Consider the following 15,542-nt stretch of genomic DNA (forward strand, 5'->3'; position numbering starts at 1 on the left):
GATCAAAATAATACCGCAAACGACCCGTACAGACCGTCCGGGGCATGGTCCATGCGCCGGTCCGACACGGGGAACCTGCCATGCAACATGAGGCCGGTGGCGTGCTTGGAGAACAGATCGATGGCAAATCGGCTCTGGAACAAATCGGCAAACACGCCATCGACCTGATTGTCACCGACATCAACATGCCGGAGCTGGACGGACTCGGCCTTCTGGCGGCACTCAAGGTGATGGGCAACGCGACCCCCGTCATCGTAGTCACAGCCTACGGCTCCGATGAAAGCGCGGTCGCCGCCCTGAATCAGGGCGCGATCGACTATTTGGTCCGCCCCCTGTGCCTAGACCGCGTCGAGTCGGTCGTGCGTAAAGCCCTGGCACGGCAATGAAGCGGCGCTCAGACGAGAAGGACGATACGCATGGACAAATCGATGGCGCGGAGGTGCTTGGTCAATCCGCCCACCGAAATGAAATCCACGCCGGTTTCCGCCACAGCGCGAATATTGTCCAAATCGATATTGCCGGATACTTCCAGTTCCGCGCGACCTGCGGCGACGGCAACCGCTTCGCCCAACGCATCCAGTTCGAAATTATCCAGCATGATCCGGTCGACCCCTGCCGCCAAGGCCTGTTCGAGTTCCGCGAAATTTTCCACTTCGACCTCGACCATGACGTCCGGATGCAGTCGCCGCGCCATCGTCACCGCCTCGCCGATGGAGCCCGCGGCAGCGATGTGGTTTTCCTTGATGAGCACGGCATCGTAGAGACCGATGCGATGATTGTGGCAGCCGCCGCAGCGCACGGCGTATTTCTGGGCTGAGCGCAGACCGGGAAGGGTTTTCCGCGTGTCGAGCACCCGCACCCCGGTACCCGCGACGGCCCGGGCGTAGCGCCGGGCCATGGTCGCGGTTCCGGACAGGGTCTGCAAGAGGTTGAGCGCCGTGCGTTCGCCGCTGAGCAATGCCCTGGCGTTTCCCTCGACTTCGCACAGGCGGCCGCCGGCGGACGCTTCCGCGCCTTCCTCCACGAACCAGACTATACCGACGGCGGGATCGAGTCGCCGGAAAACGGCTTCGAACCAAGCGCGCCCGCACAGGACCATGGGCTCCCGTGTCATGACCTCGGCCCTGGCCGACGCCGATGCCGGGACGATGTCCGCGGTGATATCGCCCGAACCGATGTCTTCGGCAAGATAGAGTTCGATGTCGCCGAGATTCGGTTCCGCGGTAGCCTCGATCACGGATTATCCTTGAGTTTTCTTGGATTTCTTGGATTCCTTGGTCTTGGCTGATTTCCCCTTGGCAGCCGGCTTGCCTCCCTTGCTTGCGGATTTCTTACCGCTTTTCGGCGCTGCGGGTTCGGCAAGAGCCACCACGCCATTGAGCTTCTCCCGCTCGATCGTACGCTCGGCAGAAGGCATCGGGATCAGTCCATCCGCAATGAGATAGCCCTCGTCACCCCATGCCTTGTCGCTGGTGAATTCCTTGAGGTAGGCCTCCATGCCCGGCGCAAGCCCCAAATGCGCCTGTTTGACGTACATGTAGAGGGGGCGCCCGACGGGATAGCGCTGCGACTTGACCGATTCATAGGTCGGTTCGATGCCTTCGATGGAAACCGCGGCCAACTCGGACTTGTGCTTGGCGAGAACGCCGAAATCGACGATGCCCAGGCCCTGGCCTCCCCCGACATGATCGATGATGCCGCTCTCCGGTTCGTTCTCGTAAACGCCATCCTCGCGGATGGTCTGACAGAGTTTCTTGAACTTGGCTTCGCTGGCCAGCATCATTTGTTTCATCGCCGGAAAACTCGCGCAGCCGGCTTCGAGCACATCCTCCGCAAAGGTGTCGCGGGTTCCGGAACTCAAAGGCGGACCCCAGACCATGATGGGCGCATCCGGCAAGGCGGAGTTGACTTCACTCCACTTCTTGTAGGGATTCGGTACCAATCTGTCACAAGAGCTGCCGCACTTCGGATCCGGCACCGTCTTGGCCAAGGCCAGGTACAGGTCGCGGTTGGTCAGGCTCAAGGGCTTGTCCTTGCGGGACTGCGCGACGACGATGCCGTCATAGCCGATCTTCAATTCGGTGATTTCACTCACGCCGTTGAGACTGCACTCGTCCCGCTCTGTCTTCTTCATGATGCGGGAAGCAAGCACGATATCGGGATAGTTTCGACCCGTGCCCTCGCAGAACAACTTGATGCCGCCGCCGGTGCCGGTCGACTCGACTTTCGGCTTCCGCACCTTCCCCGACGCCGAAACATGGTCCGCCACTGCACTGGCCAAGGGGAAAATCGTCGACGAGCCCGCAATCAGCAGGTAAGGGCGTTCGAATTCCGCTTGTGCCGTTGCGGCATGAAAAAACAGGATTGAAGCGGCGGCATACACCGGAAATCTATTTAGCACCTGACATCCTCATGAGTAGGGTGAATCGACAGCAGAGAGATTTTGCCCGGAATCGGGCCGTCTGCGACCCGATTGTACTTCTTCGGCATACCCCGGAAAAAGCAAACCCGCCGGAAGGCGGGTTTGCAGGCTAAGCTGAACTGGGAAAGGCCGGCCGAAGCCGGCCCGCTATCAGTCGCCCATCCAGATCAGTTCCACGCGGCGGTTCTTCTCGCGATCCGCCTCGCTGTGCTCCGGAACCAGCGGGTATTCCTCGCCGTAGCCCTTCGGATAGAGCTGGTTGGTCACACCCTTGGCCTTCAGGTAGTCGGCCACCGAATGCGCACGGCGAATCGACAGACGCATGTTGTACTCGTTGGTGCCCTCGGTGCTGGTATGACCGGCGACTTCGATGTCACGCTTCTCCGGGAAGACGATCAGGTTTTCCGCCGTCTCGTCCAGGATGCGCTTGGCGCTGTCGGTCAGCTCCGCCGAATCGTACTTGAAGTTGACACCGTGGAGTTCGATGCGGATCAAGCAGCCATCGCTGTCGACCTTCGCGCCTTTCATCGTGCCAGGGCATTTGTCGAGGCAATCATTCACCCCGTCACCGTCGGAATCACGCGATTCGCAGGTGTCCTGGGCAACCGGAGCAGCAGCCACGGGCGCGTGGGGCTTCTCGCCGAACGGAACTTCGAAGCCGACATTCACGACAAACCCGTTGATATTGCCGCAATTGTCGCAAGTCCCCATGTTTGCGCGGTAGCGCAGATCGCCGCGCAGAAGGAAGTTGTCGCTGAGCTCATAGTTGGCGCCGAAACCGGCCTCCCCGATGAAGCGGGTCGAACGATAATTTTCGTGCCCACCCCAGCTTGCACCGCCAGCCGCCAGAACGGCATAAGGCTGGAAGGTGTCGCGCGAGAAATAATATTGGACATCGACGGTGCCGCCGAGCAGGTCCAGCTGAGCATTGTCGTGCTGCCCAAAAATCGGCCGGTTCGTGGCGTTGCCCTGAAAGTGGTTCCAGATGAACCGCGTTTCAATGTTGAAATATTCGTTGATGATCTTGCCGATGCCAAGACCCGCACCCCACCCCTGGGAAACGAGTCCGGGACTCTTACCGGTGTAGTAGTACTCGCCGAACGGCGCGACGTACCAGCGGTCATCCATGAAAGTCTCATCTGCCTGTACCGAAACAGTCGCTGCGGCGACCATGCCCAGCGCTATCAAAGTGCGTTTAATCATACCCCGTCTCCTTAGCAAAAATGCAACAAATCACGCGCGATAAAACAACAGGCCCAATAGTAAAACAGGCTTACAGCCTAGCGCAACAACAATCCCACCGGTTCCATACAATTTTCTTGACAGGTGGATTGGGAGTCGATTGAGAAAATTCCAGCAGGAATGATAGTGAACGGGGTGCCGGAATGAAACCGCCGCCTACATCGGAAAATTCGGCCGGCTCGCGTCGGACCCCGCCACCACACGGCTCGGCGGGAAAACACAGGTGAAGCGACTGCCTCGCCCGAGTTCACTGGCGATGAACAGCTCCGCATCATGCCGCGACATGACATGCTTGACGATCGCGAGCCCCAGCCCGGTACCCGATTTGCTGCGGCAGCCCTCGATTTCGACGCGATAGAAACGTTCGGTCAGACGGGGAAGATGCTCTTTCGGAATCCCCGGGCCGGTATCCTCGACGTCGAGCCGGACGCCGCCCGCCTCCTCCTGGGACCAGCGCACCGTCACCGTATCGGAGGGCCTGCTGTACTTGACCGCGTTGGAAATCAGATTGGCGAAAGCGCTATGGAGATCGGTCTCGTTGCCCAGCAAAGAAACCTGAGAGTCGAGCACCAGCCGGACAGGGGCGTGCTCGGGAGCCTCCACCAGGTTGGCTTCCTTGCACAGCCGATCGAGGAGGAGGGGAACCTGAACCACCGTCGCCGGTTTGGGCGGCCCTGATTCCAGCCGCGTCAGCGACAGCAGATTGTCAACCAGGCTCTGCATGCGGCTGGTCTGTTCAACCATGCGCTGGACCATTTTTTTATAGGAAGACGCCGGGAGATCCTGCCCCCCCTCGGTCAGGGTTTCCATGTATCCCCTCAGTACCGTCAAAGGTGTGCGGAGTTCGTGCGAGACGTTCGCTACAAAATCGCTGCGGACGCGCTCCATGAAACGAAGCTGCGTCACGTCCTGTGCAATCAGCAGTCTGGAATCCTCACCATAGGGGACGATCCTGATTTCCAGCTGCAGGGCTTCGTCCGCCGGCGAGGGGATGCTGACCGTAGCACTGTGCCTCGAATGTTTCAGGTGCTCGGCAAACTTCGGATAGCGCACCAGATTGCCGATATTCTGGCCGAGATCGCTCTTGCGCAGGCCAAGGAGACGACAGGCGGACTCGTTGAACCAGTCGATTTCGTCGCGCGCGCCCAGCACGACGGTGGCATCCGGCAGCGCGGAAGTCGCGGTCCGGAATTGCTCCAGCATCCGGATAAGCTGCTTTTTTCGCCGTTTGTTGCGGCGGCGCAGCTTATGGATCAGATAATAAATTTCTTCCCAGATCCCGGTGCCGGCGGGAATCCGCCCGCTCCGCCCACCGCGCATCCAGACATAGAGGCGGTTGGCATGGACCAGATGATGGACCAGATATAAGGCCGTACCGATCCACATGGCGAAGCCGAAGTCGTCGATGATTCGGCCGGCGATGACCGTAACCAACACCACCCAGAATATCGTGAAGAATTCGGAAGCCCAGGCCCGAAGCATGCGTCAGTCCGGCCGCGTCGAAAAACGGTAACCGAATCCGCGGACGGTCTGTATCATGTCTTCCCGGCCGTGTTCCGAAAGTATCTTGCGCAACCTCCGGATATGGACATCGACGGTGCGCTCTTCGATATAGGCACTGCGGCCCCACACCTGATCGAGCAGCTGGGCACGGCTGTATACCTTGCTTGGATGGGTCAGGAAAAACTCCATCAATCGGTACTCGGTCGGGCTGAGATTCACCGACTCATCGTCGATGCTGACCCTGTGTTCGTCGGTCTCCAGGAGAATGCCACCGATCTCGATACGCCCATCCAGCTTGGCCTGCCGGCTGCTCCGGCGCAGGACCGCCCGGATGCGCGCGATCAGTTCCCGCGGAGAAAAGGGCTTGGTCACGTAGTCGTCCGCCCCTACGTCGAGCCCCTTGATCTTGTCCTCCTCCTCCCCGCGGGCCGTCACCAAAATAAGCGGGATATCGCCGTAATTCTCGTCCTTCTTCAGGCGGCGTGCCCATTCGACCCCGCTGATTCCCGGCAGCATCCAGTCCAGCAGGATCAGATCGGGTTCCTGTTCGTCCATACGGCTCAAGGCCTGCTGAACATCGCCCGCCGTATGGACGGCAAAATCCGCCTGTTCGAGGACCAGGGCCAGCATCTCCCGGATAGCTTCCTCATCTTCCACTACCAGCACGTTGATATCGGACATCTTCGGATTCCAGCGTTAAAAAACCGCGTCTAATCTAATGACCGAAGATGACCGTACCGTTACAACTCCGAGTCAGGCCGGCGGGCTCGGACCGCAGCTCAACCCATCTTGGAGAACCTGAGCCTTCCCTCCTCGACATCCACGCCGATCACGTCGCCGGATGCGAAACGGCCAGCGAGTATGTCCAGCGCCAGCGGATTTTCCAGCTCCTGCTGAATGACCCGCTTCAGTGGTCTTGCGCCGTAAACCGGATCGAAACCGGCCTCGCCGAGCTGATCCAGCGCCGCGTCGGATACCACCAGGGACAGGTCGCGCGCCTGCAGGCGTTCCTGCAGATGACGGATCTGGATCCGGGCGATGGCTCTGAGCTGATCTTTCCCCAAGGGATGGAACACCACCACCTCGTCGATGCGGTTGATGAACTCCGGCCGGAAATACTGGCTCACGACCTCCATGACCTCGGCCTTCATCTCGGCGTAATGCGCCTCGCCCGCCAACTCCTGGATGCGATTGGAACCCAGATTGGACGTCATCACCACCACCGCATTGCGGAAATCCACGGTGCGGCCGTGGCCATCGGTAAGGCGGCCGTCGTCCAGCACCTGCAGCAGCACGTTGAACACGTCCGGGTGCGCCTTCTCGACTTCGTCCAGCAGAATCACGGAGTAGGGCTTGCGGCGCACGGCCTCGGTCAGGTAGCCGCCCTCTTCGTAGCCGACGTAGCCGGGCGGGGCCCCGATCAGGCGGGCCACCGAGTGCTTCTCCATGAACTCCGACATGTCGATGCGCACCATCGCCTCGTCGGTGTCGAACAGGAACTCGGCCAGGGCTTTGCACAATTCGGTCTTTCCCACCCCGGTGGGCCCCAAGAACAGGAAGGAACCGTTCGGCCGATTGGGATCGGCCAGGCCCGCGCGCGCGCGGCGTATGGCGTTGGCCACCGCGGTGATCGCCTCCTGCTGGCCGACCACCCGCTGGGCGAGATTCTGTTCCATGTGCAAAAGCTTCTCGCGCTCGCCTTCGAGCATCTTCGCCACCGGAATTCCGGTCCATTTGGAGACGACCTCGGCGATCTCCTCGTCGGTGACCTTGTTGCGCAGCAGCTTGAACTCGTCGTTTTCGCCGGCTTCGGCTGCGGCCAGGCGCTTTTCCAGCGCCGGAATCCGCTCGTACTGGATCTGGCCGGCGCGGGTCAGGTCGCCGCCGCGCTTGGCATTGTCGAGGTCGAGCCGGGCCTTTTCCAATTCCTCCTTGATACTGGCGGCGCCGGACAACCGGGATTTTTCGCTCTTCCAGATTTCTTCCAGATCGGCGTATTCCTTCTCCAGCTTGCCGATCTCTCCCTCCAGGGCCTCCAGCCGTTTCCTCGAAGCCTCGTCGGTTTCCTTCTTCAAGGCTTCGCGCTCGATCCGGAGCTGGATCAGGCGGCGGTCGAGCCGATCCATCTCCTCCGGTTTCGAATCGATTTCCATGCGGATGCGGCTGGCGGCCTCGTCGACCAGGTCGATCGCCTTATCCGGAAGCTGGCGGTCGGTGATGTAACGGTGCGACAGCGTGGCCGCGGCCACGATCGCCGGATCGGTGATGGTGACGCCGTGATGGACCTCGTAGCGCTCCTTCAAGCCCCGCAGGATGGCGATGGTATCTTCCACGGTCGGTTCGCCGACCAACACCTTCTGGAAACGCCGCTCCAGCGCGGCGTCCTTCTCGATGTATTTGCGGTATTCGTCCAGCGTGGTCGCGCCGATGCAGTGCAGCTCGCCTCGCGCCAGCGCCGGCTTGAGCATGTTGCCCGCATCCATCGCCCCTTCCGCCTTGCCGGCGCCGACCATGGTGTGCAACTCGTCGATGAACAGGATGACGCGGCCTTCCTGCTTGGCGATGTCGTTGAGCACGCCCTTCAGCCGCTCCTCGAACTCGCCGCGAAATTTCGCCCCGGCGATCAGCCCCGCCATGTCCAGCGCCAAGAGGCGCTTGCCCTTGACGCCTTCCGGCACTTCGCCGTTGACGATGCGCTGAGCCAGGCCTTCGACGATGGCCGTCTTGCCCACGCCGGGTTCGCCGATCAGCACCGGGTTGTTCTTGGTGCGCCGCTGCAGCACCTGGATCGTCCGGCGGATTTCGTCGTCGCGGCCGATCACCGGATCGAGCTTGCCGCGTTCGGCGCGCTCGGTCAGATCGATCGTGTATTTCTGCAAGGCCTGACGCTGCTCCTCGACGTTCGGATCATCGGCCGTCTGGCCGCCGCGCACCGCTTCCACCGCCCGCTCCAGGGCGTCCTTGGTCAACCCGGCCTGACGCAGGAGGTCGGCAAGCTCGCCGCGGGATTCCAGCGCAGCCAGCACGAACATTTCGCTGGTGATGTACTGGTCGCCGCGCTTCTGGGCGAGCTTGTCGGTCAGGTTGAGCACGCGCGCGAGGTCCGCGGAAATCTGCACGTCGCCGCCGACGCCCTCCACCGAAGGCAGGCGTTCCAGCGCCCTGCCCAAGGCTTGCTGAAGCTGAGGAACGTTGGCACCGGCCTGAGCCAGCAGCGGCCGCACCGTGCTCCCCTCCTGATTGAGCAACGCCGACATCACATGCACGGCTTCGATGAACTGGTGATCGCGCCCGAGCGCCAAGCTCTGGGCATCGGCAAGGGCCGCCTGAAACTTGCTGGTCAGTTTGTCCATTCGCATCGATTCAACCCCTCTAAGGTTATGTTCAATTGTCCGAGGTTGTGAGGGCAGTAGCGCCTATTTCAAGCATAGTCCCCGGAGTACCCAAGCTTTGGACCATATGTGACAATAGCCGCAGGGGAAAACACCCCGGACAACAGCTTGGCGATTCATGATGACTTTTCGTTCCGGCGTTGTCTAACAAACGCATGCTTCGATCATGCGTCATTCCTTACCTTGGAGGATTCGAGCTGCTATGAGCAATACATTCCAGAAAACCTCGCTGTCGACCGTCGTGGGCACCGCCCTCGCGACCTCCCTCTCGGCCGGTGCCGTCGTGGCCGCCGAGAATCCTTTCGCCGCCAAGGAACTGACGAGCGGTTACATGCAGCTCGCCGAAGCCGGCAAGGATCAAAAGGAAATGAAGTGCGGCGCCGAAGTGATGAAAAGCAATCCGGAGATGAAATGCGGCGCCTCCATGATGCAAGGCACCGATGCCAAGGCAGATGCCAAGGCAATGGAAGGCAAGTGCGCCGGCATGAAGAAGGATGGCGCATCCCCGGCTCCGGCTCCCGCCGAAACGCCGAAGCCCTAGTATCTTCGGTTTGGCGGCCCGGCCGGGATGGTCGAGAAAGCTACCGGCATTCGCGGCGCAGGCCTCGGCCTGCGTCGCAGCTTCATCGAATCGGTCGTCGCCGATCCTCCCGGATCGGTGGATTTCTACGAGGTTGCACCCGAAAATTGGATGCGAATGGGCGGCCGCAATGGCCGCCTGTTTCGCTCCTTGACCGAACGCCTCCCCTTCGTCTGCCACGGGCTGACGCTTTCCCTCGGCGGGCCGACGCCGCTGGACGAATCGTTTCTCACCGAACTCAAGGCGTTCCTGCAACTTCACGGCATCTCGCTGTACAGCGAACACCTAAGCTACTGCAGCGACCAGGGACATCTCTACGATCTGCTGCCCATTCCGTTCACCGCCGAAGCAGTGGGCTACGTCGCGGAACGCATCCGCCGAGTCCAGGACATTCTGGAGCGGCGCATCGCCATCGAGAATGTGTCCTACTATGCCGCACCGGGCCGGGAAATGGACGAGCTCGACTTTCTCAACGCGGTGCTCGCGGAAGCTGATTGCGATCTGCTGCTCGACATCAACAACATCTACGTCAACAGCGTCAATCACGGCTATGACCCGTTGACCTTCCTCTTGGGCCTCCCGCCCGAGCGCATCGTCTACGCCCACATGGCCGGCCATTACGTGCAAGCCCCGGATTTCCTGGTCGATACCCATGGCGCGCCAATCATCGATCCGGTATGGAAGCTGCTCGACACCGCCTACGAGGCCTTCGGCACTTTCCCCACGCTGTTGGAACGCGATTTCAACATACCTCCGCTGGCCGAACTCCTAGACGAAGTCGCCGCCATCCGAAGCTTGCAGCAGCGAGTGGCCGAGCCCGCATTACGACGCCATGGCTGAAGTTGAACTCGCCTTCCAGCGTCTGCAGCGGGTGTTTGCGTCCCATGTCCGGGACCCCGCCCGATACCCCGCGCCGGCCGGCGTTCCCCCCGAACGCATGGCAATCTACCGGGAGCTGCTATACAACAACATCGAAAGCTTCGTCGGCAACGGATTCCCGGTCATCAAGCGGCTTCTGGGCGAAGCAAGCTGGAGCGCGCTGATACGGGATTTCTTTGCCCGTCACGTCTGCACGACACCGTATTTCTCCGAAATCTGCGAGGAATTCCTCGTCTATCTGGAAGAAGAACGGGACGCGCGCGAGGAGGACCCGCCTTTCCTGTTCGAACTCGCGCACTACGAATGGGTCGAACTCGCCCTGGCGATTCACCCGGCCGAGGCATTTCCAGTGTCACCCGGTTTGCCGTCAAACTGGCCGGAGCGGGGCATCGAAATCTCGCCCTTGGCCTGGCACCTGGCCTACCGCTATCCGGTCCATCGCATCGGTCCGGACTTCATGCCGGTGTCTCCACCGGAAACTCCGAGCTTCCTCCTGGTCTATCGCTGCCGGGAAGACCGGGTCAGATTCCTGGAAAGCCCGCCTTTGCTCTATCGCTTGTTCCGATTTTTCGAAGAGGCCCAAGCGCGGCCCACCCAATGGCATATCGAGCAACTTGCGGAAGAAACCGGCGGTGATGCAGCGGTCTTGAGCCAGCAGGTGGAGCCCGTGCTGGCAGACCTCGACGAACGCGGCATCGTCCGCTTCGTCTGACTGCAACTTCAGCTCAGGCTCAACAGGGCGACGGTATCGCCATCGTCTGCGGACAGGTACACATCCAGCAGATAAATCCGGTTCGGCTCGATCCCTTTCTGCATGAGATAGCTGCGTATGCCGGCGGCGCGCGCCTGCGCCAGGCGGCGCAGGTCGATTTCGCCGATGGTCCAGTCCTTCAGCACCTTCCGCCGGGCACTTTCGAAAAGCGCGCGACTCAGAACCCGCTCCCCCTTCGGCAGCTCGGCCCATTCGCTCGCTCCGGGATAACGCATTCGGTAGAACTGGCTGAACAGACGGTGGTAATCCTCGTCCGACAGGACCACGGGGCCGGCCGGCCCCCGGTCCTGATCCCCGCCGCCGATACGCAGTTCGATGGCTTTGGCGTTCTCCAGTTGGCGCCGCAATTGCTGCTCGGCCAGCGCGCTTGCGTCCTTGCCAGTCCGAGCCGTTCCGCGGATTTCCAGGTTGAGGCCTGAGCGATCCGAAAGCGCTTTCGCGAGCGCGTCGAGCTTCGCCTTTTCCGGATCCTCCAGAGAGGAGGAACCGGTGGCAAACCGGATCGAACCGGCATCGTCGCTGCCGCCATCCAGCAGCATCCCGACCGCCGAAAACGGTGAGCCGACCACTTTGGTGATCACGCCGACAGCCGCTTTCGCCAGAAGGCCACCGATGCTGAAATTCGGATCGTCGAGGTTGCCGCTGATGGGCAGGTCGATATCGATCTTTCCGTCGAAACCCCGCATCAGCGACACTGCCAGCTTGACCGGCAAGGAGGTTGCGTTCGGGCTTTCGACGCGCTCGCCCAGGGTCAGGTGGTCGAAAACCATGTTGTTATCCGCGACCAATTTCCGGTCGGAAAGCTGGTAATGCAGGTCCAGGTCGAGCTTGCCCCGATCGATCCGATAACCGGCAAACTTGGCCGAATAGGGGGAGAGTTCCGTCAGATCGACGTTGGCGAAACGCATCCGGATGTCGGCGAATGTGCCGATTTGGAAGGGATTGATCCGCCCGCTGATCGTCACAGGCGAGGCATCACTGATGCTTCCCCTGATCGAGACTTCGGCCTTGGCGTCCGGCTTGGAAGACAGCGACCGGATGAAGCCGGACAAACCATGGATATCGACGGAAACATTCGGCTGCAGGCTGAGGTCGGAAAAATCGGCGGAACCCTCGCGGACCAGCAATGACCCAACCGTCACGGCGAGCGGCCGGCCGTCCCGTTCGCCGACCGCCGCACGCCTGGGCATATCGGTTTTCGGCTCCGGCTGAAACAGATTTTCGATCAGGTTGAGGGTACGCTCAGGGCTCACGACGACACGCAGATAAGGCTTGTCGGCAATCAGCTCGCGGATACTCAAACGGTTCGCAGCGGTTTCCAGCGTCAGCTCGTCCGCACGCAGCGACCGCCAGTTGACGAAATGCCGTCCCTCCCTCTTGTCGAAGGTGACCAGCCCGGCGATCTCCGCCGTCCCGCTGAACCGGGTGTCACCTCTCACCGGCCGGTACGCCAAGTCTCCTTCGAGATTGAGCCTTCCTTTCGCCAGGTCGATCCGGGCAAGGCCATTCAGATAGGGCCGGAACGGCCGCAGGCCGATGCCTTGCATACGCAAGTGCAGATCGGCCTCCGGGGGATCGACCCTGCCGGTGCCCTCCACCGTCATCTTGCCCCGCCTGCCAACGCTGGATTCGAGGCGGAGCGCGAATTTCCCCTGCCGTGTATTCAGGCCCGTGAGCCGGATATCCAGATCTGCCAAATCGAGACTTGCCGGCGGATCGATGCTGCGATCGACGAGACGAACCCGGTAATTGCGTATCAGTGCCTCATCCAGACTGACCGCCCAGGTTTCCTTCGAGGGCCGTGACTGCCACCCGGCAGTTTCGATACCGGCGTAGCCCGGCATCCCGACTATCCCTTTCGCGGCAATCCAGGCCTGGATTGTCGCGTCGGACGAATCGAATTTTTCCGCCGACAAAAGCCGTTTCCCGATATCGCCCACCCCTCCCTGCACGGATACCTTACCGAAACTAAGCTCACGGGGTGCACCGTCGGCATCGGAAAAGTCTTGAAGCACGATCCGATCGGCTTCCAAACCCGCCACTGACACCTGACCGTCACGAAACCCGAGGCCATGGGATCGGATATTGGAAATAGCCATCTCGATCCTGCCTGACTCGTCGTCTTTGGTGACTTCGGTGGAATTCACACCGGCACTATCGGCTTGCACGGCAAAATCGGAAAAATCGACCGACAGCTGTCCCATGTCGGCACCGCCGATGCGAACACCGACGCCTTCCGGTCCGGCGGCGGAAACAACGTCGAGATGCGCTTTACCTATGCTCAGTGTCGATTTCGTCCCGTCGTATTCCAGCTCATCGACGTGAACCTCGCCGACTTGGATGTCGACCGCTCGATCGGTCCCCATGCGCCATTGAATATCCTTCCCGCTCAGCTTCGACTTTTTCAGCGAAAAAACCGAGCGGTCGTCGAGCGATTTGTATTCGAACGCTAGATCGCCATTCAACATCCCTTTCTTCAGTACGATACCCGCGTCCTCGAGGTAAGCCGCAATAGGCATCAACTCCAGGTTTTCGGTATGGAAGTCGGCATTGATGTCAACCGGGGAAAGTATCAGCGCCGCCGTCCCTTCGAATCTGCCACGGGCACCGCTCGAACCTTTTAATTCGAGCCGCGCGGGCCGACGCAAATCCGGGCCCAGATCGTAAAGATCGGCGTCCATGCCGGCCACATTCAAGACAACATTGCTGCCCTCATCATGGAATTCCAACGTACTGTTTTTGATAGAGAATTGTCCGATGGCGAAGGGAATCGCCGCGGATGAGACGTCTTCCGCCTCACCAATGAGTTGGGTCCAGTTGGAGGAACCTTTCGTATCCAGATTGATCCGGATATCGGCCCCGTGCGCAATACCGTCAGCAATCAAGTTTCGGTACTTGAGGCTAGCCCGGATCGCAAGATTCAGGGCGATATGCTCGGCCCTCAGGGCAGGCTGCCCGTCGGGGGTATCGAGTACAGCCCCGTCGAGTTCGAGCTTGCCGGAAAAGGGATTGAACCGGACATCATCCATCCGGAACGAACCTTGCCACTCCCCTGCCACGATCGCTGGCAATCGTGTCCGAACGAGATAGGGAACGACTAAGAAACCGACCGCGATATAGAAGAGAGCGAAGACTAAGAAGCCCGTTGCTCCGAAAATCAGGATACGGGCCTTCCTTGGCCGAATGGACGCAAAAACCATTTCGATCGACCGATGGAAAGATGATCTGCGGAAGCGGTATCAGTCGATGCGTTCCACCTTGAGAATGACGCCTTCGACGTCACTCACCTTGACTTTCGTCCCCGCCGGACAATCCTCGCCACATACCCGCCATATCGAGTCGTCGATATGGATTTTGCCCATCCCGTTGACGATGGGTTGTTCCAGCGTCAGTGTCCGCCCTAGGTACTGCGCCGCTCGGCGGTTGAGCAAGGGCCGGTCGGATGCGATGGGCTTGCGCCCGATGAGTTTTTCGAACGCGAAAATACTCGCCAGCGAAAGCACCGAAAACAGCAGCAACTGAACTTCCCAGCCCAGTTCTGGAAACAACCAGAGCACCGCGCCGGTCACCAGAGCGGCTTCCGCCATCCAGAGAAAATACATGCCGGGAACGAGCAGTTCCAGAATCAACAACAAGGTGCCCAGCGTCCACCAATGCCAGAAAACGAGGGTATCCCAGATCATTTGAGGTCCTTGGGTTTGCCGAAGGTTTCCCGAGTCAGTTCCACGATGCCTCCCAGGGAGCCGAGGAGGCTCGAGGCCTCCAGCGGCATGAGGATGAGCTTGTTATTCGGCGCCGCGGCAATGTCCCGCAGGGCTTCGACGTATTTCTGGGCGACAAAGTAGTTGACGGCTTGGATGTCGCCCTTGGCAATGGCCTCGGACACCAGCGCGGTCGCCCGTGCTTCCGCTTCCGCCAGCCGCTCTCGGGCTTCGGCGTCCCGAAACGCTGCTTCGCGCCGACCTTCGGCTTCGAGTATCGCGCCCTGCTTTTCGCCCTCGGCACGCAGGATTTCGGCCTGGCGATGGCCTTCCGCTTCCAGGATCGCGGCACGCTTGTCGCGCTCGGCTTTCATCTGCCTCGCCATCGAGTCCACCAGATCCTGGGGCGGGGCGATGTCCTTGATTTCGATGCGGGTGACTTTGACGCCCCAGGGCGTGGTCGCATCGTCCACGACGGTGAGCAAGCGCGCATTGATCTCATCCCGTTTCGACAACAGTTCGTCCAGATCCATCGATCCCATGACGGTACGGATGTTGGTCATGGTCAACTGCATGATGGCGAACTGGAGATTGCTGACCTCATAGGCGGCTCTCGCGGCGTCCACGACCTGGTAGAACACCACGCCATTGACCGTGACCATGGCATTGTCCTTGGTGATCACTTCCTGGGAAGGTACATCCAGCACCTGCTCCATCATGCTCAGGCGTGCTCCGATCTGATCGATGACCGGACGAATCCAGTTGATCCCGGGACTCAGCGTCCTCGTGTATTTCCCGAAGCGTTCCACCGTGTATTCGGTTCCCTGGGGGACGAACTTGACGCTGAGCACCACGATGACGATGCAAAGAATGAAGAAAAACAGGACGAACAGGGCAAAACCGGACATGTGCGTCTCCGCAAGAGCTAACGAATGGGACGCCTTTAGGATAGCTTGATCGTTCGTCGGTCCACACGGACTGTTACAGAAAATTCTTGAAGAAAAGGAATTTGATTTATGACTAGCCAAGACCAAATCTGTGGGAAAAGAAT

13 protein-coding genes are annotated in these 15,542 nt (G+C 60.3%); 4 read left to right on the forward strand and 9 right to left on the reverse strand.

Annotated features, from left to right (window positions below; translation table 11 throughout):
* Nucleotides 1–80: 80 nt before the first annotated feature.
* Complete coding sequence (locus GNH96_RS02310) at nucleotides 81–386, forward strand: response regulator (protein WP_228719981.1); 306 nt, start codon at nucleotides 81–83, stop codon at nucleotides 384–386.
* An 8-nt stretch (nucleotides 387–394) separates the two neighbouring features.
* Here GNH96_RS02310 and nadC read toward each other — a convergent pair whose 3' ends face one another.
* The 6 genes from nadC to clpB all read right to left on the reverse strand — a co-directional run bounded on the left by nadC (nucleotide 395) and on the right by clpB (nucleotide 8,526).
* A complete protein-coding gene (gene nadC, locus GNH96_RS02315) occupies nucleotides 395–1,237 on the reverse strand; it encodes a carboxylating nicotinate-nucleotide diphosphorylase (protein WP_169601908.1) in 843 nt (280 codons plus the stop codon).
* A 3-nt stretch (nucleotides 1,238–1,240) separates the two neighbouring features.
* Nucleotides 1,241–2,401, reverse strand: a complete 1,161-nt coding sequence (locus GNH96_RS02320; RefSeq protein WP_169601910.1) for a substrate-binding domain-containing protein — start codon at nucleotides 2,399–2,401, stop codon at nucleotides 1,241–1,243.
* A gap of 171 nt (nucleotides 2,402–2,572) precedes the next feature.
* The gene (locus GNH96_RS02325) at nucleotides 2,573–3,625 is read right to left on the reverse strand and encodes an OmpA family protein (protein ID WP_169601912.1); all 1,053 of its coding nucleotides are present in this window, start codon (nucleotides 3,623–3,625) and stop codon (nucleotides 2,573–2,575) included.
* A gap of 195 nt (nucleotides 3,626–3,820) precedes the next feature.
* Nucleotides 3,821–5,146 (reverse strand): phosphate regulon sensor histidine kinase PhoR, encoded by a 1,326-nt coding sequence (phoR, locus tag GNH96_RS02330; RefSeq protein WP_169601914.1) that lies wholly within the window; start codon nucleotides 5,144–5,146, stop codon nucleotides 3,821–3,823.
* 3 nt (nucleotides 5,147–5,149) lie between these two features.
* Nucleotides 5,150–5,848 (reverse strand): phosphate regulon transcriptional regulator PhoB, encoded by a 699-nt coding sequence (gene phoB, locus GNH96_RS02335; protein WP_169601916.1) that lies wholly within the window; start codon nucleotides 5,846–5,848, stop codon nucleotides 5,150–5,152.
* Nucleotides 5,849–5,946: 98 nt separating this feature from the next.
* Complete coding sequence (gene clpB / locus GNH96_RS02340) at nucleotides 5,947–8,526, reverse strand: ATP-dependent chaperone ClpB (protein ID WP_169601918.1); 2,580 nt, start codon at nucleotides 8,524–8,526, stop codon at nucleotides 5,947–5,949.
* A gap of 235 nt (nucleotides 8,527–8,761) precedes the next feature.
* Here clpB and GNH96_RS02345 point away from each other — a divergent pair, with 235 nt between their 5' ends.
* The 3 genes from GNH96_RS02345 to GNH96_RS02355 are packed head-to-tail and all read left to right on the forward strand — an operon-like array spanning nucleotide 8,762 to nucleotide 10,730.
* The gene (locus GNH96_RS02345; protein WP_169601920.1) at nucleotides 8,762–9,100 is read left to right on the forward strand and encodes a hypothetical protein; all 339 of its coding nucleotides are present in this window, start codon (nucleotides 8,762–8,764) and stop codon (nucleotides 9,098–9,100) included.
* Nucleotides 9,101–9,127: 27 nt separating this feature from the next.
* Nucleotides 9,128–9,979, forward strand: coding sequence for an HvfB family MNIO-type RiPP peptide maturase (locus GNH96_RS02350; protein WP_169601922.1), 852 nt, complete (start codon nucleotides 9,128–9,130; stop codon nucleotides 9,977–9,979).
* Nucleotides 9,972–10,730, forward strand: coding sequence for an HvfC family RiPP maturation protein (locus GNH96_RS02355; RefSeq protein WP_169601924.1), 759 nt, complete (start codon nucleotides 9,972–9,974; stop codon nucleotides 10,728–10,730). Before GNH96_RS02350 ends, GNH96_RS02355 begins: the two co-directional genes overlap by 8 nt.
* Before the next feature lie 8 nt (nucleotides 10,731–10,738).
* On the opposite strand, the gene GNH96_RS02360 is transcribed toward GNH96_RS02355, so the two are convergent.
* From GNH96_RS02360 to GNH96_RS02370, 3 genes are read right to left on the reverse strand one after another with little or no spacing between them, the layout of a single operon-like run.
* Nucleotides 10,739–13,990 (reverse strand): DUF748 domain-containing protein, encoded by a 3,252-nt coding sequence (locus GNH96_RS02360; protein WP_228719982.1) that lies wholly within the window; start codon nucleotides 13,988–13,990, stop codon nucleotides 10,739–10,741.
* Between the two features lie 39 nt (nucleotides 13,991–14,029).
* Nucleotides 14,030–14,473: an NfeD family protein gene (locus tag GNH96_RS02365; protein WP_169601926.1), complete on the reverse strand. Its 444-nt coding sequence runs from the start codon at nucleotides 14,471–14,473 to the stop codon at nucleotides 14,030–14,032.
* Complete coding sequence (locus GNH96_RS02370; RefSeq protein WP_169601928.1) at nucleotides 14,470–15,399, reverse strand: SPFH domain-containing protein; 930 nt, start codon at nucleotides 15,397–15,399, stop codon at nucleotides 14,470–14,472. The genes GNH96_RS02365 and GNH96_RS02370 overlap by 4 nt, the downstream gene beginning before the upstream one ends.
* Nucleotides 15,400–15,542 lie beyond the last annotated feature (143 nt).

It is taken from the genome of Methylococcus geothermalis (genome assembly GCF_012769535.1).
Classification (GTDB): Bacteria; Pseudomonadota; Gammaproteobacteria; order Methylococcales; family Methylococcaceae; genus Methylococcus; species Methylococcus geothermalis.

What these genes read in the sequence shown, in the direction of transcription:
- GNH96_RS02310 (WP_228719981.1), top strand. Translation starts at nt 81, where the DNA reads ATGCAACATGAGGCCGGTGGCGTGCTTGGAGAACAGATCGATGGCAAA.
- GNH96_RS02325 (WP_169601912.1), bottom strand. Translation starts at nt 3,625, where the DNA reads ATGATTAAACGCACTTTGATAGCGCTGGGCATGGTCGCCGCAGCGACT.
- phoR (WP_169601914.1), bottom strand. Translation starts at nt 5,146, where the DNA reads ATGCTTCGGGCCTGGGCTTCCGAATTCTTCACGATATTCTGGGTGGTG.
- phoB (WP_169601916.1), bottom strand. Translation starts at nt 5,848, where the DNA reads ATGTCCGATATCAACGTGCTGGTAGTGGAAGATGAGGAAGCTATCCGG.
- clpB (WP_169601918.1), bottom strand. Translation starts at nt 8,526, where the DNA reads ATGCGAATGGACAAACTGACCAGCAAGTTTCAGGCGGCCCTTGCCGAT.
- GNH96_RS02345 (WP_169601920.1), top strand. Translation starts at nt 8,762, where the DNA reads ATGAGCAATACATTCCAGAAAACCTCGCTGTCGACCGTCGTGGGCACC.
- GNH96_RS02350 (WP_169601922.1), top strand. Translation starts at nt 9,128, where the DNA reads ATGGTCGAGAAAGCTACCGGCATTCGCGGCGCAGGCCTCGGCCTGCGT.
- GNH96_RS02355 (WP_169601924.1), top strand. Translation starts at nt 9,972, where the DNA reads ATGGCTGAAGTTGAACTCGCCTTCCAGCGTCTGCAGCGGGTGTTTGCG.
- GNH96_RS02360 (WP_228719982.1), bottom strand. Translation starts at nt 13,990, where the DNA reads ATGGTTTTTGCGTCCATTCGGCCAAGGAAGGCCCGTATCCTGATTTTC.
- GNH96_RS02365 (WP_169601926.1), bottom strand. Translation starts at nt 14,473, where the DNA reads ATGATCTGGGATACCCTCGTTTTCTGGCATTGGTGGACGCTGGGCACC.
- GNH96_RS02370 (WP_169601928.1), bottom strand. Translation starts at nt 15,399, where the DNA reads ATGTCCGGTTTTGCCCTGTTCGTCCTGTTTTTCTTCATTCTTTGCATC.